The organism is Methylophaga sp. UBA678 (genome assembly GCF_002299105.1).
Classification (GTDB): domain Bacteria; phylum Pseudomonadota; class Gammaproteobacteria; order Nitrosococcales; family Methylophagaceae; genus Methylophaga; species Methylophaga marina.
Genome location: NZ_DBNG01000033.1, coordinates 58,678 through 79,159, shown reverse-complemented (window position 1 = coordinate 79,159; position 20,482 = coordinate 58,678). Strand labels below are relative to the sequence as shown.

The 20,482-nt window shown below is 45.0% G+C and carries 19 protein-coding genes; 14 read left to right on the top strand and 5 right to left on the bottom strand.

The genetic code is table 11. The features are described 5' to 3' along the window. Position 1 precedes the first annotated feature (1 nt). Positions 2-1,720 carry a type IV-A pilus assembly ATPase PilB gene (pilB, locus tag B3014_RS14740; protein ID WP_289244557.1) on the bottom strand — a complete coding sequence of 573 codons (1,719 nt, stop codon included), beginning with the start codon at positions 1,718-1,720 and terminating at the stop codon, positions 2-4. Positions 1,721-1,861: 141 nt separating this feature from the next. On the opposite strand from pilB, the gene lptM reads away from it, so the two are divergent. The 5 genes from lptM to xerC are packed head-to-tail and all read left to right on the top strand — an operon-like array spanning position 1,862 to position 5,687. After that, positions 1,862-1,990 (top strand): LPS translocon maturation chaperone LptM, encoded by a 129-nt coding sequence (gene lptM / locus B3014_RS14735; RefSeq protein WP_286305684.1) that lies wholly within the window; start codon positions 1,862-1,864, stop codon positions 1,988-1,990. A 7-nt stretch (positions 1,991-1,997) separates the two neighbouring features. Beyond that, a complete protein-coding gene (gene lysA / locus B3014_RS14730) occupies positions 1,998-3,248 on the top strand; it encodes a diaminopimelate decarboxylase (RefSeq protein ID WP_289244558.1) in 1,251 nt (416 codons plus the stop codon). A 3-nt stretch (positions 3,249-3,251) separates the two neighbouring features. Continuing rightward, entirely contained in the window at positions 3,252-4,100 is an 849-nt protein-coding gene (dapF, locus tag B3014_RS14725; protein ID WP_343749708.1) for a diaminopimelate epimerase, read from the top strand. Beyond that, the gene (locus B3014_RS14720; protein ID WP_286305683.1) at positions 4,076-4,786 is read left to right on the top strand and encodes a DUF484 family protein; all 711 of its coding nucleotides are present in this window, start codon (positions 4,076-4,078) and stop codon (positions 4,784-4,786) included. The genes dapF and B3014_RS14720 overlap by 25 nt, the downstream gene beginning before the upstream one ends. Further along, entirely contained in the window at positions 4,776-5,687 is a 912-nt protein-coding gene (xerC, locus tag B3014_RS14715) for a tyrosine recombinase XerC (protein WP_289244668.1), read from the top strand. The genes B3014_RS14720 and xerC overlap by 11 nt, the downstream gene beginning before the upstream one ends. 441 nt (positions 5,688-6,128) lie before the next feature. On the opposite strand, the gene polA is transcribed toward xerC, so the two are convergent. Then, positions 6,129-8,870, bottom strand: a complete 2,742-nt coding sequence (polA, locus tag B3014_RS14710; protein ID WP_289244559.1) for a DNA polymerase I — start codon at positions 8,868-8,870, stop codon at positions 6,129-6,131. Positions 8,871-8,965: 95 nt separating this feature from the next. Here polA and B3014_RS14705 point away from each other — a divergent pair, with 95 nt between their 5' ends. The 4 genes from B3014_RS14705 to hldE are packed head-to-tail and all read left to right on the top strand — an operon-like array spanning position 8,966 to position 12,801. Next, on the top strand, positions 8,966-9,298 hold the full coding sequence (locus tag B3014_RS14705) for a DUF2782 domain-containing protein (RefSeq protein ID WP_007144524.1): 333 nt from the start codon (positions 8,966-8,968) through the stop codon (positions 9,296-9,298). A gap of 26 nt (positions 9,299-9,324) precedes the next feature. After that, a complete protein-coding gene (locus tag B3014_RS14700; protein WP_286305680.1) occupies positions 9,325-10,272 on the top strand; it encodes a homoserine kinase in 948 nt (315 codons plus the stop codon). Positions 10,273-10,279: 7 nt separating this feature from the next. After that, positions 10,280-11,317, top strand: a complete 1,038-nt coding sequence (waaC, locus tag B3014_RS14695) for a lipopolysaccharide heptosyltransferase I (RefSeq protein ID WP_289244560.1) — start codon at positions 10,280-10,282, stop codon at positions 11,315-11,317. Between the two features lie 38 nt (positions 11,318-11,355). Next, positions 11,356-12,801, top strand: coding sequence for a bifunctional D-glycero-beta-D-manno-heptose-7-phosphate kinase/D-glycero-beta-D-manno-heptose 1-phosphate adenylyltransferase HldE (gene hldE, locus B3014_RS14690; RefSeq protein ID WP_289244561.1), 1,446 nt, complete (start codon positions 11,356-11,358; stop codon positions 12,799-12,801). 14 nt (positions 12,802-12,815) lie between these two features. Here hldE and B3014_RS14685 read toward each other — a convergent pair whose 3' ends face one another. The 3 genes from B3014_RS14685 to B3014_RS14675 are packed head-to-tail and all read right to left on the bottom strand — an operon-like array spanning position 12,816 to position 15,375. Continuing rightward, positions 12,816-13,622, bottom strand: a complete 807-nt coding sequence (locus B3014_RS14685; protein ID WP_289244562.1) for an aldo/keto reductase — start codon at positions 13,620-13,622, stop codon at positions 12,816-12,818. Next, complete coding sequence (locus B3014_RS14680; RefSeq protein ID WP_289244563.1) at positions 13,622-14,812, bottom strand: FAD-dependent oxidoreductase; 1,191 nt, start codon at positions 14,810-14,812, stop codon at positions 13,622-13,624. The genes B3014_RS14685 and B3014_RS14680 overlap by 1 nt, the downstream gene beginning before the upstream one ends. 8 nt (positions 14,813-14,820) lie before the next feature. Then, entirely contained in the window at positions 14,821-15,375 is a 555-nt protein-coding gene (locus B3014_RS14675; RefSeq protein WP_286305676.1) for a D-sedoheptulose-7-phosphate isomerase, read from the bottom strand. A gap of 128 nt (positions 15,376-15,503) precedes the next feature. On the opposite strand from B3014_RS14675, the gene rfaP reads away from it, so the two are divergent. From rfaP to B3014_RS14650, 5 genes are read left to right on the top strand one after another with little or no spacing between them, the layout of a single operon-like run. Beyond that, entirely contained in the window at positions 15,504-16,304 is an 801-nt protein-coding gene (gene rfaP / locus B3014_RS14670) for a lipopolysaccharide core heptose(I) kinase RfaP (RefSeq protein ID WP_289244564.1), read from the top strand. A 1-nt stretch (position 16,305) separates the two neighbouring features. Then, positions 16,306-17,712, top strand: a complete 1,407-nt coding sequence (locus B3014_RS14665) for a protein kinase domain-containing protein (protein ID WP_289287013.1) — start codon at positions 16,306-16,308, stop codon at positions 17,710-17,712. Next, a complete protein-coding gene (locus B3014_RS14660; RefSeq protein WP_289244566.1) occupies positions 17,709-18,845 on the top strand; it encodes a glycosyltransferase family 4 protein in 1,137 nt (378 codons plus the stop codon). Before B3014_RS14665 ends, B3014_RS14660 begins: the two co-directional genes overlap by 4 nt. Beyond that, entirely contained in the window at positions 18,845-19,879 is a 1,035-nt protein-coding gene (galE, locus tag B3014_RS14655) for a UDP-glucose 4-epimerase GalE (protein ID WP_289244567.1), read from the top strand. The genes B3014_RS14660 and galE overlap by 1 nt, the downstream gene beginning before the upstream one ends. Then, positions 19,872-20,471, top strand: coding sequence for a YrbL family protein (locus B3014_RS14650; RefSeq protein WP_289244568.1), 600 nt, complete (start codon positions 19,872-19,874; stop codon positions 20,469-20,471). Before galE ends, B3014_RS14650 begins: the two co-directional genes overlap by 8 nt. The last annotated feature ends 11 nt before the right edge of the window (positions 20,472-20,482 follow it).

Below are 20,482 nucleotides of genomic sequence, written 5' to 3'. Positions count from 1 at the left end.
CTTACTCCTTGATTACACGATTGACTTCTTCAAGACTGGTCAAGCCAGCTGCGACTTTTTTGAGTCCAGACTTACGAAGATCGTCAATGCCTTCTTTTTCAGCCTGATCCGCTAACTGGATTGCATTACCACCTTCCATAATGATGCGACCCATTGCCTCGGATACCGGCATGACCTGATAAATACCGACACGGCCTTTATAGCCTTCTGTACAACTATCGCATCCTACCGCTTTATAAACTGTGACACCGGCATCAATTTGAGCCTGTGTGAAACCTTCTGTTAACAGTGCTTCATCAGGAAGTGTTTCTGGTGCTTTACATTTTGAGCACAGTCTTCTCGCCAGACGTTGAGCAATGATGAGAGAGACGGCAGAAGCGATATTAAAGGCTGGTACCCCCATGTTCATAAGGCGTGTTAATGACTGTGGTGCGTCATTAGTATGTAAAGTAGAAAACACCATGTGTCCGGTTTGTGCGGCTTTGATGGCAATTTCTGCCGTTTCCAGATCACGGATCTCACCGACCATGATGACATCAGGATCCTGACGTAAAAATGCACGTAAAGCTTCGGAAAAGGTGAGGCCGATGGCTGGATGAACATTAACCTGATTAATACCCGGTAAACTAATTTCAGCCGGATCTTCAGCGGTCGAGATATTACGATCACCAGTATTGAGGATATTTAATGCGGTATAAAGCGAGACGGTTTTACCACTACCGGTCGGACCTGTAACCAGTACCATGCCGTAGGGTTTATGCATGATTTCCAGAAACGTTTTCTTTTGATTTTCTTCGTAACCTAAAGCATCAATACCTAATTGAGCACTGGTCGGATCCAAGATACGCAAAACGATTTTTTCACCAAACAAAGTCGGGCAGGTGTTCACACGAAAATCGATAGCTTTATTTTTCGACATTTTGAGTCGCATCCGACCATCCTGTGGCACGCGACGTTCTGCGATATTTAAGCGTGATAAGACTTTCAAACGTGCTGCAATGCGTCCACCCAGAGCGACAGGTGCTGTTTTCATTTCGTGAAGCATGCCATCGATACGCACCCGGACCCGGTATTTTTGTTCATAAGGTTCAAAGTGAATATCGGATGCGCCGGACTTGATAGCATTGGTGAGAATACCGTTTATAAAACGAACGACAGGGGTATCATCAATGTTTTTATCGTTGAGTTGATCCGCTTTGTCTGCATCTTCATCGGGACCAAGATCTATATCATCCAGTTCTTCATCATCGAAGTTATCTAATTTTTCATTGGTTTTATCCAGCGCTTTTTCGATAATGTTGGAGAGTTTTTGTTCATCAACCAACACCGGAAACGTGTTCATGGCCGTATTGAACTGGAATTCATCTAGTGCTTGTAAGTTTGTCGGGTCTGACACGGCAACATAGAGACGTTTACCACGTTGGAATAGAGGCAATGCGTTATGTTGACGGATTAACTTTTCCTGAATCAGTGACGTCGCAGCCAGATCCAGATTCATCGCATCAATATCGAAAAGCGGTACACCAAATTCCTGGGAGGCAATCGCCGCAATATCGGCACTGGCCAGAATTTTGTGATTAACCAGATATGTCACGAAAGGCTGCTTGGCTTCTTTGGCTGCAGACTGGGCATGCAGTGCTTGCTCTTCAGTTAAAAGACCTTCGTTAACTAGGCGTCGAGCGAGGCCACTGAGTCTCATGGGGGCTGCCATATTTGCCATGACTATTTGTGATTCCTTAACATAAGCTAATCTAGGAACACTAATAGTATGTAAGTTAAACGAGAAATTCTAGTTTTCAGATTTAAGACGAATCAGTCTGCAACGTTATATACTGCCGAATAAATTTTTTGAGGAAATAAAATGCGAGCAATTTCTTGCTGGACCAGACTGGCATTGCTGGTTTGCGTGCTGATGGCCGTGACTGGCTGTGGACAAAAAGGGGATCTCTACATGCCGGAAGGCCAGACAAATTTAATTGCGGCAGGGTAAGGTAGAAATGAGTTATTTTGATTATCAGGCGGGCACATTGCACGCAGAGAATGTGTCGGTTGATAAAATTGCAGAACAATATGGCACACCTGTTTATATTTACTCGCGGTCCGCATTGGAGAATCACTGGCAAGCGTTTGATGATGCTTTTTCAGGCTATCCTCACCTTGTTTGTTATGCCGTGAAAGCAAACTCTAATCTGGCTGTATTAAACGTGCTGGCAAAACAAGGCTCGGGCTTTGATATCGTCTCGATGGGCGAATTAGCCAGAGTCATTGCCGCTGGTGGTGATCCGGCTAAAACCGTTTTTTCTGGTGTCGGTAAGACTGAGCAGGAAATTGAATATGCACTGCAACACGGCATACGTTGTTTTAACGTGGAGTCGATCCCTGAATTAGATCGTATTAATACTGTTGCAGGTCGATTAGGAAAAAAAGCGCCTGTTTCCATTCGCGTCAATCCCGATGTGGATGCGCAAACTCATCCATATATTTCGACAGGGCTGAAGGAGAACAAATTTGGTATCGCGATTGAGGATGCACGTGAGGTGTATCGTTCTACTCAAAACATGCCAAATTTAGATGTAGTCGCGGTGGATTGTCATATCGGTTCTCAGCTGACCTCTGTAGCTCCTTTTGTGGATGCTTTGGAGCGTGTATTGACGCTGATAGATGGGCTAGCTGAAGATGGTATTCACATTGAACATCTCGATATCGGCGGTGGTTTAGGCATTCATTACCGTGATGAAACGCCTCCCACACCAGCTGAATACGCACAGGCACTGGCTCCATTATTAAAAGACCGTGACCTGGAGATTCTCTTGGAGCCTGGACGTGCGATTGCTGGTAATGCAGGCATTTTATTAACAAAAGTCGAGTTCATTAAGCCAACGGAAGCCAAATGCTTTGCGATTGTGGATGCGGCAATGAATGATTTGTTACGCCCTGCACTCTACCAGTCATGGCAACAAATCCAAACCGTCAAGCAACATCCGAGCACGAAAGCGCTCAACTATGACATTGTCGGCCCTATCTGTGAAACCGGCGACTTTTTAGGTAAAGACCGTGAGCTTGCTCTCGAGCAAGGTGATTTGTTAGCTATCCGCTCTGCAGGGGCGTATGGTTTTGCTATGAGTTCGAATTACAACTCTCGCCCAAGAGCAGCGGAGGTGATGGTTGAAGATGATAAAATTCATCTCGTCAGAGAGCGTGAGACTATCAATGACTTATTCGCCGGCGAGCACACGATACAGGCATAGATGATGTTGAAATTCAGCAAAATGCATGGCTTGGGCAATGATTTCATTGTGATTGATGCCATTCAGCAAAATGTACAACTGAGCACAGAGCAAATCCGCTTTATGGCGGATAGGCATTTTGGTATTGGTTGTGATCAGCTTTTGCTGGTTGAAAAATCCACATCGGCCGATGTGGATTTTCGTTACCGGATTTTTAATGCCGATGGTGGTGAAGTCTCGCAATGCGGGAATGGCGCACGTTGTTTTGCTCGCTATGTTCATGATCAGGGGTTGACCACTAAAGAAACAATTGCTGTGGAAACGGCATCAGGTGTGATTTACCCAACAATACAAGCTGACGGTAACGTTCGGGTCGATATGGGAAAACCGGCTTTTGCACCAGAAAAAGTGCCTTTTATGGCTGAATCTGAAGCAGTGACCTACCTCATAGATGTGCAGGGGTATGATAAAGTCGAAATTGCCAGTGTTTCGATGGGAAATCCACATGCGGTGATGCTGGTCGATGATGTCGATACTGCTGTCGTAGAAAAAATAGGTCCTGTTATGGAGTCTCATGAACGTTTTCCGGAACGTGTTAATGTCGGCTTTATGCAATTAGTGAATTCAGAAACGATTCGGTTACGTGTTTTTGAACGCGGTTCAGGTGAAACAACAGCCTGTGGCACAGGGGCTTGTGCCGCCGTTGTAACAGGTATTCGCCGAGGTTTATTAGCCAGAGATGTAACTGTCTCTTTACCTGGAGGGCAGTTGCAGATTAGCTGGCCAGATGAAAATGCCTCTGTATGGATGACCGGCCCTGCAGAGCATGTATTTGACGGAGAAATTGCGTGGTCGACACTACAACAGATTTAACACTGGAACAGATTGAACAGTATTTAGAGGCACATCCTGATCTGTTTCTTGAGCAGCCTCATCTGCTGGAGTTGCTAAACCTGAACAGCTCTCCGGAAGGGACTATTTCTCTAGCCCAGAGACAGACCCATCGCTTACAAGAAAAAAACCAACAGCTTAATGAACAGCTTCATGCGCTGATTGATAATGCACACAGTAACGCAGCATTAGAAAAGCGTGTGCACAATCTTTGTTTAAGCATCATGGATGCTGTGGATTTGGCTGATCTCATCAACTTAATTCAGACAGAACTCAAGCATGAGTTTGCTGCAGATGAAGTGGCATTGAGGCTGTTCTATCAGGGCCAGCATAAACTTGATTTACCTCAACTTGAAGCCAATGTGTCACAGCTTCATGCTGATGATAAAAAACTACGTATTTTTGACAACTTATTTACCAAACAAGAACCCGTGTGTGGTCGCTTAACCAAAGCACAGAAAGGATTACTGTTTGATGAACGGGCTGAAGAGATTAATTCTGTTGCGTGTTTGCCTTTAGGTCATCAACCTTGTGCCGGTTTATTAGCCATTGGCAGTGTCGATGCTAATCGTTTCCATGCGGATATGGCGACCGACTATCTGCGTTTCTTGGGTGAAGTATTTATGCGTGTTGTCAGACAATATACTCACCAACAGCATGCGCAGTGAGATAATTCACCCTGTTGATGACTTTCTGGACAATTTGTCGCAACAGCGGCGCTTGTCTGAACATACAGTTAACAATTATCGTCGCGATTTACTGCAACTTGCAGACTATATCGAGCAAAAAAATATCTCAGACTGGACGGTTCTTAAATCCAGTCAGCTCAGACAGTTCATCGCTTTTTTGCATCGTAAAGGCTTGTCTGGCAAAACCATTCAGCGCATGTTATCAGCGACGCGTTCTTTTTATCAGTTTCTGATTAAACGAGGCCTGGTTGACTTCAATCCAGCGCAAGCAGTACAAGCACCTAAAACAGAAAAACGCTTGCCATCTACACTGGATGTGGATCAGATGAATGCCTTACTGGATAACACACGCCCTGATACTTTTGTGGCTGCAAGAGACCGTGCCATGATGGAACTCTTTTATTCCTCCGGTCTGCGATTAGCTGAACTGGCTGCTCTTGAGTTACGAGATATCGATTTTGGTGATCATCTGGTGCATGTCACTGGTAAAGGAAATAAAGACCGGGTTTGTCCTTTTGGTGGCAAAGCTTTATCTGCATTACAAGATTGGCTGGATAAACGCGATCAACTCGGCTTTTTTGATCAACCAGCCGTTTTTATCACGCAACAAGGACGACGTTTAGGTGTGCGTTCTATCCAAAAACGACTGAGTTACTGGGGTAAAAAACAAGGTATTTCTGATCGTGTTCATCCTCATCGACTCAGGCATGCATTTGCATCGCATATGCTTGAAGCCAGTGGTGATTTACGTGCGGTGCAGGAGCTTTTGGGACATGCTGATATCAGTACAACCCAGATTTATACCCATGTGGATTTTCAGCACTTAGCGAAAGTGTATGACTCTGCTCATCCGCGAGCTAAAAAGCGCTCAGATTCCTAAATTTTTATCAGTCTTGTGATTGTCTTGAAGCCAAGAGCCAGCTCCTTTTAATTTCGCCATAATGGCGAATTAGGGATTTGTTCGCCCAAATCCCTAACAACCCAAGGGCGCGCGACTGTGCTGGCCTACGGCTCCATTGCGTTGCTCGTTTTATCTGGGTGTTGGCCAAAACTCGCTTCGCTCAGACACTGGCCAACCCTAATCCAGATAAAACTGTGCTACTCGTCAGCACATACACGGAAGAATAAGAGCGGAAGCTGAAGTGAATAAATTCTCAACGCCCTTTGCGAAGCTGAGCATCGCAAGCGTGACTGGAATAGCACTTGCGCATGTTTGAGCGTTAGCGAGTTCGCTAGTGCCCAGTCACGATGAGAAGCGCAGGGAACCCGAAGGGCAAGCAAAATAAATGAACTCGGGCTTTAGTCCGAAATACGCAAAGCTTTAATGTGCTTGCTCCCAATTATCACCAACCCCAATACCCACTTCCAGTGGCACATTTAATTGAGCGGCTTTCACCATAAAATCTTCAATGGTCTTTCTTGCCATATCCAGCTGCTCTTTCGGCACTTCAAATACCAGCTCATCGTGTACTTGCATGATCATTTTGATGCCATTATCGGCATCAGCTAACCAGGTATGGATATCAATCATGGCGCGTTTGATGATGTCAGCTGCACTGCCTTGCATAGGCGCATTAATCGCTGTGCGTTCGGCATATTGGCGGCGCATACCATTACTGGAATTAATTTCTGGTAGGTACAGACGTCGTCCAAAGATGGTTTCAACATACTCCTGATCTTTGGCCTGCTGGCGAGTGCTGTCCATATACTGACGAACGCCTGGGTAACGTTCAAAATAGACATTCATATAGTCCGCAGCCTGATGGCGTTCGATACCGAGTTGTCGAGACAAGCCATGTGCAGACATGCCATAAATCAGACCAAAATTAATGGCTTTGGCGCTACGGCGTTGATCGCTGGTGACGTCTTCTAATGCCACACCAAAGATCTCTGAGGCGGTATGACGGTGAATATCTTCGCCATTAGCAAAGGCATTCAGTAAGCTTTTATCACCAGATAAATGCGCCATAATGCGTAGTTCGATTTGTGAGTAATCGGCTGCTAATAAGACGTAACCATCCGATGCAACAAAGGCTTCACGAATGCGGCGACCATTCTCACTGCGGATAGGAATATTCTGTAGATTAGGATCAGAGGAGGATAATCGTCCAGTAGCGGTGACGGCCTGATGATACGAAGTGTGTACTCGCCCACTGGTTTTATTGACCTGAAGAGGCAACTTATCGGTATAAGTGGATTTCAGTTTGCTCAGTCCACGATATTGCATAATGATTTGTGGCAGTTCATACCCTTCGTCCGCTAATTCTTGTAAGACCTCCTCTGCCGTTGATGGCTGACCTTTAGGCGTTTTCTTTTTCACCGGTAATTGCTGTTTCTCGTAAAGAATTTCTTGCAATTGTTTTGGTGAACCCAGGTTGAATTTTTGACCGGCAACGGCATAAGCCTGCTCTTCGAGATCCGCAATTTGTCTAGCCATATTGTCGCTTTGCTGCTGCAGCATCCAGATATCGATATTGACGCCATTACGTTCCAATGTGTTTAGTACCGGCAATAGCGGCATTTCCAATTCTCGATACACTTTGGCCAGAGACGGAATGTTTTCAATTTTAGGCCATAAAGTCTGGTGTAGTTGCAAAGTGATATCAGCATCTTCTGCGGCATAAGGCGAGGCTTGTTCTATACCTATCTCATTGAATGTCAGTTGTTTTTTACCTTTTCCGGCAATATCTTCAAAATGAATCGTATCTCGGCCCAGATATTTTTGAGCTAATGAGTCCATATCATGCCGGGTTGCCGTGCTATCAAGCACATAGGATTCGAGCATGGTGTCATGAGCTATCCCTTGCAGATTGATGTCATGATTGAGTAATACATGGCGATCGTATTTCAGGTTTTGGCCGACTTTGAGGTGTTTAGGACTTTCAAGTAAGGGTTTGAGATCCTGCATGACACTATCAAAGTCCAATTGCTCCGGTGCACCTGGATAGTCATGTTTGAGCGGTAAGTAAGCCGCTTCCCCTGCTTTTACTGCAAACGAAACACCGACAATTCTGGCTTCAAGATAGTCGAGGCTGGTGGTTTCGGTATCAAAGGCAAACAGCTCCGCTTTTTGGAGTTTTTCTAACCAGACCTGCCATTGTTGTTGATCCAGGATAGTGTCGTAATTTTGTTCTGTCGTAGTGTTATCAGCTGAATCATTATTCGCTGTTGATGAGGTATCTGAAGATTGTAATTCACTTATCCAACTGCGGAACTCGAGTTCCTTAAACAACTTGAGCAGTGCTTCGGTGTCTTGCGGTTGATTTTTGATATCTTCAAGATGAATATCTAATTCAACATCACATTTTATCGTGGCAAGTTGATAACTCAGTTCCGCCATTTCTTTGTTTTCTGCCAGTTTCTCCGGCATTTTTTTCGCACCACGAAAATCAAGCTCACGCACGGCTTCCAGGTTGGCATAGATATCTTTCAGGCTGCCCAGATTTTGTAGCAGGCTTAAGGCGGTCTTTTCACCCACACCGGGCACGCCGGGAATGTTGTCCACCTTATCGCCCATCAAAGCTAGAAAGTCGATAATCAGTTCTGGTGGCAGACCAAACTTTTCTTTTACGCCCTCTATATCCAACATAGTTTCCGTCATCGTGTTGACCAGCGTGACATGCTGGTTGACCAGCTGGGCCATATCTTTATCGCCAGTACTGATGACTACATCCAGACCTTTTTCAGTCGCTTGACGCGCAAAGGTTCCTATCACATCGTCTGCTTCAACGCCGTCAATCACCAGTAGCGGCAGGCCCATGGCTTTAATAATGTCATGCACTGGCTGCACTTGTGAACGTAAGTCATCCGGCATAGGCGGGCGCTGCGCTTTGTATTCAGCGAATAACTCATCACGGAAGGTTTTCCCTTTCGCATCAAAAATGACAGCAATCGGACTGTCAGGGTAATCGGCCAATAAGCGGCGTAACATCGCGGTCACACCTCTGACGGCGCCGGTCGGCTCACCAGCGGAGTTACGAAGATCCGCTTTGAACATGGCATGAAATGCGCGATAGAGATAAGAAGAACCGTCGACCAGAACGAAAGGGGCAGATTGACTCATAAGTTATAACGACCAATTGGATAATAGGGAACAGACTGCTTTTCTCCAAGCAGCGGAAATGCTATCTTTAGTGCCAAATGACACGGAGCATCCACATGTTTAACAAATTCGCTATTGTATGCGCAGTTACCCTGGTAATGACAACCCAAGTTTGGGCAGATGAAAAATCAGTGATGGAAAAACCACCAGTGATTCCTGAGCCATTACAAAGCGGTGAAAGCATGGAGCCCGATATCAATATTATCCAGGAAGATGACCGTACTGTTGAAGAGTACCGAATGAATGGTCAGCTTTATATGATTAAAGTTACGCCGTCTATTGGCAAACCTTATTACTTGATGGACTCTGATGGGGATGGTTCACTTGAGACAAAAAGCTTTGAGCTGGACTCTGGTGCCGTTCCAAACTGGATTCTATTGGAGTGGTAAGTCCTTTATCTATCTGAGTTCTTTTAATGTCAGTTTACACTGAAGTCGAGCGCGACGATTTAGTCGCGTTTTTGAATGATTATTCTGTCGGGGAATTGGTGTCATATCAGGGCATCAGTGACGGCATCGAGAATACCAATTATTTTGTCAGTACAAGCAAAGGTGAGTATGTACTCACTTTATTTGAGCAGCACACTTTTGGTGAGTTAGCTTATTTTCTTGATGTGATGACGTTTTTTTATATGAATGATATTCCATCTGCGCATCCTGAAGCGGATAGCCAGGGGCAATATCTAAAGAAGCTCTGTGGCAAACCTGCGGCGCTGGTTGTGCGATTACCAGGCAAGGGCGTCAATACGACTGCTACAGTTGAGCAATGCGCACAAATTGGCGATGTACTGGCTGAGATGCACATTGTGGGGCAGTCATTTCAATCAAGACGACCTTCTGAGCGTGGTCCTGACTGGCGCCAGCAAACAGCACAGCAACTATTGTCTAAGCTGGATGATGACAGAGCGAGCATATTAAAAAATGAACTTGCTTATCAGCAAGGTTATGCGACGTTGGGATTACCTGAAGGGGTCACTCACTCAGACTTATTCCGTGATAATGCGTTGTTCGAGGGTAACAAACTTAGCGGCATTATCGACTTCTACTTTGCGAGTGATGAATACTTACTTTATGACTTGGCTGTCGCCGTGAATGATTGGTGTGTCGGAGAAGATGGTTTACCCGAAACTAATCGTTACCAGTCTCTTATGACGCACTATCTACAAAAAAGAGCATTAACAGAATCCGAGCAAGCCAATTGGAATATGGTTTGCCGGGCGGCGGCACTGCGTTTCTGGCTGTCTCGATTACAGGATCAACTTTTTCCGCGTGAAGGTGAGCTGACTCAAATTAAAAACCCGGATGCATTTTTAACTATTCTCAAGTATCACCGTGAGCATCCATTAACGCTGGATTTTAACTAAACAGCTGATGCGCGTTCTGATAATTAAACTGACTTCAATGGGCGACCTGATGCATGCTCTGCCAGCGCTCACTGATGCTGCTAAGGTCTTTCCTGATATTGAATTTGACTGGGTGGTGGATAGTGCCTTTGCGGCGGTACCTCAATGGCATCCACGTGTGAAGCGTGTGATTACTACATCACACCGACGCTGGAGGCAAAACTGGTTTGGTCATTTATTTAATGGTGAGATAGGTCATTTTTATAAAGCACTCAATCTCGATGACTATGACGTTGTCATTGATATGCAAAATAATCTGAAAAGTGCCCTGGTCAGTCTGTTAAGAAAAGGACCCGTTTCCGGCCTGGACAAATACAGTTGTCGTGAAAAGCCGGCTTATCTTGCTTATCGCCATAAACTTAATGTGAATCCAAACCAGCATGCGGTTGAGCGTATGCGTCAGATTATGGCAAAAGCGCTTGATTATCCTTTGCCTGACTCCGAAGCAAAGTATGGCGTGGATTTGGCACACTGTCAGTTGCCACAATTGGCATTTGAACTACCAAAAAATTATGTAATGCTGGTTCACAACGCAAGTTGGCTAACGAAATTATGGCCAGTACAGCATTGGCAAGCGTTGACCTTAAAAGCGATTGAAGCAGGATATTCTGTGGTAATCCCCTCAGGGAATGATGAAGAGTATCAGCGAGCCTTGCAGATCGCCGCTGTTAGCGACCATGCCTATACATTGCCGAGGTTGCCACTCGATAATGTCGTGGCCATTATGCAAGGTGCCAAAGCCGCTTTGTGTAGTGATACCGGCCTTGCGCATATGGCCGCAATGATGGATAAACCCGCCATTACTCTATATGGCTCAACGGATACGCATCTGATTGGCACAGCGGGCCAGAATCAGCAGCATTTGATTACAGGAATGTCGTGCTCACCTTGTTATAAACGACGTTGTCCTCTGCCAGAAGCAAAATCCGGTATGCCCGTATGTATGGCTGAGATGCAGCCAGACCAAGTCTGGAATAGACTCGCCGCTGTTTTACAAGCACAATAACGCCTCTGACTTCTTTTCTGGCGTGATAAAACCGCATTATGAAATTTGATTTTCCTGAATTCCATCAAGCCCGTATTGCTGTTATTGGTGACTTGATGCTTGATCGTTTTTACTATGGCAAAGCCAGCCGAATTTCACCTGAAGCCCCTGTGCCAGTGGTGAATGTGGTACGCCTGGAAGATGTACCTGGTGGTGCTGCCAACGTGGCGATGAATATTGCTTCGTTGGGTGCACAATGTAATATCACCGGCATCACAGGGGCTGATGAAGCCGCCAATGTCCTCAAACAAAAACTGCATGCGGTGGGGGTGAATTGTTTATTTCATCAAGCCGCCCATAACTGCACCATTATCAAGTCACGTGTCATCAGCAGTCATCAACAGTTAATCCGTCTGGATTTTGAACAGCGTTTCACAGAGCAAGTGGCTCAGGATATGGAGCATTTAGCTGAGCACGTTACCGATAATGCGAAAGTGATTGTGCTGTCAGACTATAACAAGGGTACCTTAGCCCATCCGCAGTATTGGATTGAAAAAGCCAGAGATAAACAAAGCCTGATTTTGGTGGATCCGAAAGGAGACGATTTCACTAAATATCGTGGTGCCGATCTGATTACCCCGAATATGAGTGAGTTTGAGGCGGTCGTTGGCGCCGTGGAATCAGAACAGGATCTTATCAGCAAAGCGCAAACGCTGATTAAATCTCTGAATATTAAAGCGATTCTCATTACTCGTAGTGAACATGGTATGACGCTAGTGCAGGCGGATAAACCTGAATTTCATTTGCCTGCTATCGCTAAAGAAGTGGCTGATGTGACAGGCGCTGGTGATACCGTTATTTCAACATTAGCGACAGCATTAGCTGCCGGCGTCAGCCTGGAACAAGCGGTCACTTTAGCAAATGTAGCTGCCAGTATTGTGGTGACTAAACTAGGCACCTCAACGGTCAGTGAACCTGAACTGCGTCAGGAATATGAACGTCATCAGGGCATCAACAACACCGATCATTGCATTGGCGGTGCTGTTACCGTTGAGCAGTTAAAAATGGCGGTAGACCAAGCCAAAAACCGTGGTGAGAAAGTCGTGTTTACCAACGGCTGTTTTGATATTTTGCATGCCGGGCATGTGACTTACCTTCAACAAGCCAGAGCCTTGGGTGATCGTCTGATTGTTGCTATCAATACTGATGAATCAGTTACAAAATTAAAGGGTGAAGGTCGTCCAATTAATACCGCAGACAGACGTCTGACTGTTTTGGCTGGATTAGCTGATGTGGACTGGGTGACCTGTTTCCCTGGTGATACGCCAGAGGAGTTATTACGACTGATCCAGCCCGATATCCTGGTCAAAGGCGGTGACTATGATAAAAAAGGCGTGGTCGGCTGGGAAATCGTTGAAGCTTATGGCGGTGAAGTGAAAGTGATGGGGCTGGTGGAAAACTGCTCTACGACAGCAATAGTGAATAAAATTAATCAGCGCGACTAGCTTTTAATACGAATTTATTCAGCTAAAGCTTTAACCGCCTTACTGATATTGTCATATAGGTGAGCTGGGTTAATCGTGCCGATAATCACACTACTTACGGCTGGTTCATTAAAGATAAAGTCGAAATTGTCCTGAACCGTGTCTGTACCGGCTTGTTTCGCCAGGTGGCCACTACCAAGCGCTTTTTTAATGAAAATGCCTTTATTGAGTTTGGCTGCCTGCTCAATGACGGCCTGTTCTTCCTGGTATTGCAGATTATGCATCACCATGGCGATATCAGACTGTTCCAACGTCAACATCCCGCCTGTAACGGTTTTGGTGGACATACCACTGGCACGAATCCAACCTCGCTGTTTTAAGTCAGCTAAGACTTCCAGAGCACCATGATGACGGATGATATGTTCATCATTGCCATCAGAGTGAATCAGTACAATATCTAACGCATCTCGTTGCAGGGTTTTTAAGCTATGTTCGATGCTTTTAATTAGTGATTCTGGCGTAAAGTCATAGTGGGATTCACCGCTTACGGCATCAAAATACTCGCCTGCTTTTGTGGCAATAATCCATTCGCGCCGGACTTTTTTTAATAATTGTCCAAGGCGTTGCTCACTGCGACCATAAGCCGGTGCGGTATCAATCAGATTAATACCAGATTCCCAGGCTTGCTCAAGTAATGTAATCACTTGTTCATCATCTGGAATTTGAAAGCCATCAGGGTATTTCACCGCTTTATCGCGACCGATTTTAACGGTACCGAGACCAAGAGGTGAAACCTGTATACCTGTCTCCGCAATTGGATTTTTTTGTTCTATATGGGCCATCAGAAAACTCTGTCCCATAACGGTTTAGCGAGCTCAGGATGAGGAAAATCAGGATTGTCGTAACTACGTTTTTCTATAGTATCGACATTAATGGCTTTCAGAACCTGATCGGCTAAATCCGGTGCCAGAGCTAATTTGGTGGGCCAGCAAATATGAAGATTCTGTTGTGAATCAATAAAAGCATGATCCGGTCGGGTAAGATTGGATTGCTTGGGCTCTGCGCGGTTCACCGCATGCGTGGCCCAATCAAGAGCTGGCAATTCAAACCATGGCAAAATATTGTTGAGCAATTGCTTGGCTTCGGTGATCAAGTTTTCTTGCGATTTAGCAACGCCTTCTTCAGCGATATTGCCGCCGATATACCAGACCGTGTCACCTTGCTGTGTTTTATGGCTGGAAATTGTCGCAATAGGTTTGGAACCACTACCCAGGCTATGGGCATAGATGGTCGGCAGAGGTTGATTGGGGTTTTGGCTCTTGCATAGCACCATTTGTAGCGGTCTACGCTGCATGCTGGGTTGTTTAATCGACAGCGATTGCAATAAGACTTCATTGCCTTCTCCTGCTGTCAGCACAAATTGTTGGGCATGGATAGTGATATCGCCAACCTGAACTGACTCCAGCTGTTGTCCTGAACGTTGCCATTGGTATTGGCTATTGCTAGGCACTGATAACATACGCGAACGCCATTTTGCCGTGATTTTTTTCAGCAGGCTTGGAATATCTAATACAGGCTCATCAAGTTGATAGAGTGTGCCTTTAAAGCCTGCATCCTGAAATAATGCTGGCGCATCCCGTTTATCAACACGCTGCATGCGGCTGCTTAAGGCTTTGCTGGCAAAAAACGACACCATCTTTGAAGACAGTTTGTCTTTAGACCAGAGTAGTTGGTGATCAGCCAATTTTTTGACATCACGAAGATCGATATCACCTTCACCATTTAGGGCGTTTTTCCAGCGAGCAGGCATGGTACTGATGACTTGCGCTGCTTTGGATAACACACCGTTCAGGGCATATTTACTGCCACCATGAATAATGCCTTGAGAGCTAAGCGTTTGTCCCTGGCCGATTTGCCCATTCTCTATGAGCAAAGCATGGATACCCATATCGTTAAGGCGATGATGTAGCCATAAGCCAGCAATGCCTGCGCCGATAATGACGATATCGGTGTGAAGAGTAGTTTGAGTCATGAATAAATTTAGTCTGTCTCGTCGAGGGTTTCACACAACCAGTGACCAATCAGAATATGTCCTTCTTGTACCCGAGCGGTTTCTTTGACGGGAACGGCCACACACTCATCAGCAATGTCAGCTAGCTGACCACCACCTTCACCGGTGAAAGCGCAGGTCCAGATACCCATCTCCTTAGCCGTCTTGATTCCGTTAATAACATTGCCACTATTACCTGATGTGGATAATCCAATGGCGATATCGCCTGGGCGTCCCAAAGCGAGAATCTGGCGATCAAAGACCGTATCAAACTGATAATCATTGCTGTGAGCCGTCAGAATTGAGGTGTCTGTAGTTAAAGCGATGGCACCATAGGGTCGACGGTCTTTGTGATAACGCACCACAAATTCTGCTGCTAAATGTTGCGCATCAGAGGCGCTGCCACCGTTGCCAAAGAACAGAATTTTATTGCCTTGTTTTACACAATCTGAAATTCGGGCAGCAAGTGCTGTGACTTGTGGTTCAAGTGCAAACAGACTTTCGATCATCGCCTGATGACGTACGATAGTGGCTTTAAATGACACGGCTTCCCCTTAAACTGGTGTAGTGATGATAACATCTCACTTTTCGACATCGACAGTTTAACAAAATTCAGACTGACTGGCGGTTTTGAGGCAAGACTGAGTTTGACTGAATCACATCATAAAACTGAATGAAAACACATACACTGTATTTACGTGAAGACTTAGCCCAGGCTTGGCGGAATAAAGCTATCTTTCCTTGGTTGCAGACCATGCCGGGTGAAATCTTTCGTGACAAAGAAGGGCGGCGGACATTACGTTTCGAGGTCGAACAACACAGCTACTTTCTAAAATATCATCAAGGTGTAGGTTGGGAAGAAATTTTCAAAAACCTGTTGTCTCTACGCTTACCGATTATCAGTGCCAGAAATGAATGGCAGGCGGTGCAGTTTTTACAGTCTCATCATCTGGATACCATGACCTTAGCCGGCTATGGCGAAAAAGGATGGAATCCAGCCAAACGCCATTCTTTTGTGATTACTGATGATTTGACCGATACCATGAGTCTGGAATATCTGGGGCAGCAGTGGCGACAGACACCACCGTCATTCAAAAGCAAATACGATTTAATCCAGAAACTAGCCCATATCGCTGGGACCATGCATAAAAATGGTATGAATCATCGGGATTTTTATCTTTGTCATTTTTTACTGGATAAGTCGTTTGCTGAGACCAATGTTTATCAGCCCTCAATGCCGATATATTTAATTGACCTGCACCGTGCTCAAATTCGGAAAAAAGTGCCATTACGCTGGCAAATAAAGGATTTGGGCAGTTTATATTTTTCTGCTTATGAAGTGCTGCTGACCCAGCGAGATTTGTTCCGCTTTATCAAAACCTATACTCAGCTACCTTTGCGCCAGGCGCTATCTCAATATGCTGACCTATGGCAGCAGGTTAAACTGCGGGCAGATAAATTATATGCTGAATAATATGTCAGATATTAATGCCATTATCAGCACTGATAGCCGACCGCAATTGCCGTTTGATCTGCAATTAGAACAAAACAACTATCAGTGTGTGCAAATTCTGCGTGACTTGCCTGAGCGCCGCTTGGCCATGAAAGCCATAGATAGTCACGGCAAAAATGTCGTAATTAAATTATTTGCCAATCAAGCAAAAGCCCAAAAAGACTTTGAGCGGGAGTTACAAGGTGTTGATGCGGTCAAGCCTGTGACAGTAAAAACACCCAAATTATTGCTCTCGGTCTCTGAGCCATATGGTTCAGCACTGGTGTATGACTATATTGAAAACAGCCAGGCGTTTCATCTTGATTCGGCGGTTACTGAGCGCTTGGCATTGCTATCAAAGTTAATGTTGACTCTGCACTTAGGCGGTATTTATCAAGATGATATTCATCTCGATAATTTATTACTCAGCGGTGATGAGATTGTGCTTATCGATCTGGGCTCTGTGAAACAGTCAGGTGACGGCAAAGCACTTGATAAAGATACTAGCCTGACAAACTTGGCCAGACTATTTGCCCAGTTTTCATTGCAACAGCGTAGTCATTTGATGCCTTTGCTTAAAGCCTATTATGAAGGACGTGGTTGGCATTATTCGGCCGATGAGCAGCAACAGTTTAGTCAGCTGTTAGACAAAACATGGCAGCAACGTAAAACACAATTTCTTAAGAAATGTTTTCGTCCATGTACGATGACGTATTATCAAAAGAATATTCATTGGCAGGTCGCAGCAAAACGAGATTTCTGGCAACAGAGTCAACTTCAGTCCGTCCGTGATATTGAGGCATTATTTGCTGGCGCTCAGGTATTAAAAGCCGGTAATACGGCGACAGTTGTACGCACAAAGCTGGCTGGCCGTGAGGTCGTTATCAAACGTTATAATATTAAGAATCTGGGTCATGCCATAAGCCGCTGCTGGCGACCAAGCCGGGCCGCGGCATCATGGTGCAATGCTAATTTACTGGTTTTTTCTGGTATTCCGACAACCGAGCCTCTCGCCTTTATTGAAAAGCGCATGGGTCCATTGAGACAAACAGCTTATTTTATTAGCGAATACCATGAGGCCGAGGAGTTGTTAGATGTTTACCAGCAACGCATGCCAACGGAATCAGAAGTGAGTCAGATTCAAACTATCTTTTCAGATCTGAACACAATGCAAGTTGGCCATGGTGATATGAAAGCGCAGAACTTGTTATTAGATAAGCAAGGTAAAATCAGGCTTATTGATTTAGATGCTATGCGAGAATATGGCAATAAAAAACAAGCGATCATGGCTCACTTGCAAGATAAAAAACGCTTTCTGAAAAACTGGAAGAATCCTGAGTTGGAGGCCTTTTTCAGAGTTATGCTGCAGGGACAAAATACACGTTTATGAAATACGCGGTCTGTTTATATAAGTTTTTCCCTTTTGGCGGACTTGCTCGTGATTTTATGAATATCATGCAATGCTGCCTGCAAGCTGATGATACGGTCGACGTATATGTGATGGAATGGCAAGGGGACGTCCCTGAGCAGTTTAATGTGCATATTATTGAAACCAAGGGCTGGAGCAACCACGCCAAGTTACAATCCTATATTGATCAGCTTTTGCCACAATTACATCAGCAAAATTATGACCTGGTCATTGGATTTAATAAAATGCCGGGGCTGGATGTTTATTACGCGGCAGACCCTTGTTATATCGATCGTATTAAGTCACATCCTCTGTATGCGCTTTTACAGTTTTCCGGACGTGTAAAATTTTATAAAGCTTGTGAAGAAGCCGTTTTTGGCAAGCAGTCAAATACTGTGTCGATGATGATTTCTGATGTGCAACAAGCGCTGTTCGAACAACATTATCAGACACCTCAAAATCGTTTAATCAGCTTACCGCCAGGTATTGACCGTGACAGGCAGCGTCCTGCCAATGCTGAACACATTCGTCAGCAAGTCCGTGCTGAATTTAATATTGCCCAAGATGAATGGTTAGTACTGATGGTGGGGACTGGCTTTAAAACCAAAGGCGTTGATCGAGCCATTGCCGCGCTAGCTAAGTTGCCGGAACAACTCAAAGATAAAACGAAGTTAATGGTGATAGGTGACGGTGATAACCGTTATCTACAACGCCAGGCACAGCAAGCTTCTATTGCTCAGCAAGTGACATTTCTTGGGGGACGTTCCGACATTCCCCGATTTTTGCTGGCGGCCGATCTGTTAATTCACCCAGCAAGAAAAGAAAATACAGGTACGGTGATTCTTGAAGCCATGGTGGCAGGGCTGCCAAGCTTGGTATCTGATGTCTGTGGTTACACCAAACACGTGACTAAGGCAGATGCGGGACGGGTTATTAGCGACGCTGAGAGTGCAGAAAAAACGGCTTTAGATCTGGCAGAAATGTTAGATAAAGACAAGTTACAGTATTGGTCGCAGCAAGCGCTTCATTATGCCGCAACAGAAGATTTGTATAGTATGCCGCAGCAGGCTGCCACAGTGATTAAATCACTGGCAAAACAAAAAAGGGAAAAGTAATGACAAAAACGGTATTGGTTACCGGTGGCGCAGGTTATATTGGCTCACATATTTGTGTGGTGCTATTAGAAGCCGGTTTTGAGGTTGTGGTGGTGGATAACCTCAGTAATAGTTCATCTATTGCATTGGATCGTGTCAGCCAGATTACTGAAAAAAAAGTAGCTTTTTATAAGGCCGATTGTCGGGATAAAACCGCCCTACAAGGTATTTTTAATACGCATCCTATTGACGCTGTTATTCATTTGGCTGGCCTGAAAGCGGTGGGGGAGTCATGCGCATTCCCTTTGATGTATTACCAGAATAATCTTGATGCTACTTTCGTCTTACTAGAAGTAATGCAACAGTTCTCCGTGAAGAATTTTGTGTTTAGTTCTTCAGCCACGGTCTATGGTGACCCGGCTTCCATGCCTGTTAATGAAACATTTCCAACATCCGCGACTAATCCGTATGGGCGCACCAAATTGATGATAGAAGAAGTTCTGGCGGATATGGTAAAAGCCACACCAGACACATTAAGTGTTGTATTGCTACGCTACTTTAATCCGGCAGGGGCGCATGAGTCGGGCCTAATCGGTGAAGACCCCAGTGCCATTCCTAACAATTTAATGCCCTATGTGACACAAACTGCGATTGGTAAACGAGAGTGCCTGTCTGTGTTTGGAGGTGACTATGACACAGTAGATGGTACAGGCGTACGTGATTACATTCATGTGATGGATTTAGCTAGAGGACATCTTGAAGCACTTAACTGGCTGGAATCTGAAGCAACAGCGCCATGTTGTAAAGCGGTCAATCTTGGTACTGGTCAAGGTTACAGCGTACTTGAAGTGATTGCAGCTTTTGAGCAAGCCTCAAATAAACAAGTGAAGTATCAAATTGTTGAACGACGGGCAGGTGATGTCGCCACTAATTATGCGGATCCGACATTAGCCAAATCTCTACTTGGATGGACTGCTGAAAAATCACTTGAAGATATGGTCACCGATGCGTGGCGTTGGCAGAGTCAAAATCCTAACGGGTATGGTAATGCTTGAGTTATCCAACACGACTCTAGTCGGTAAAGGCTTGCACAGAGAAGTACATGTGCATCCTGATGATTCATCAAAATGCGTCAAAGTGGTCGTTTTACGTGGTGAGGAAGAAACACGTCGTGAACAGGCCTATTATCGATTTTTACAACAGCGAAATATCGACTGGCTAAGTTTGCCAAAGTTCTATGGTAATGAAGACACCAATATGGGATCTGGTGCGGTGTTTGATTTGATTCGTGACGAGGATGGTCAGGTTTCAAAAACATTAGAGTTTTATCTGGATAATCTGGCATCGACTTCTGCATTAGTCGAACCCATCAGTCAGGCTCTAATCCGATTGAAACAGGACCTGTTAGAACAGAACATTATTACCATGACACTCAAACCGAAAAATATGGTTTTGCAGCAGCGGAATGATGGCATGAGGTGTTTGATTATCGATAATATCGGTAACTCGGATATTATTCCGATTAGCAGTTATGTTCGGTTTTTCGGCAAAAGAAAGATTGAACGGAAATGGGAAAAGTTTCAACGCCTGTTATCAAAGCAATTTATTAACCAACCCAGCATACAGAAAATTATAAAAGCAATATAAGGACATTGGTT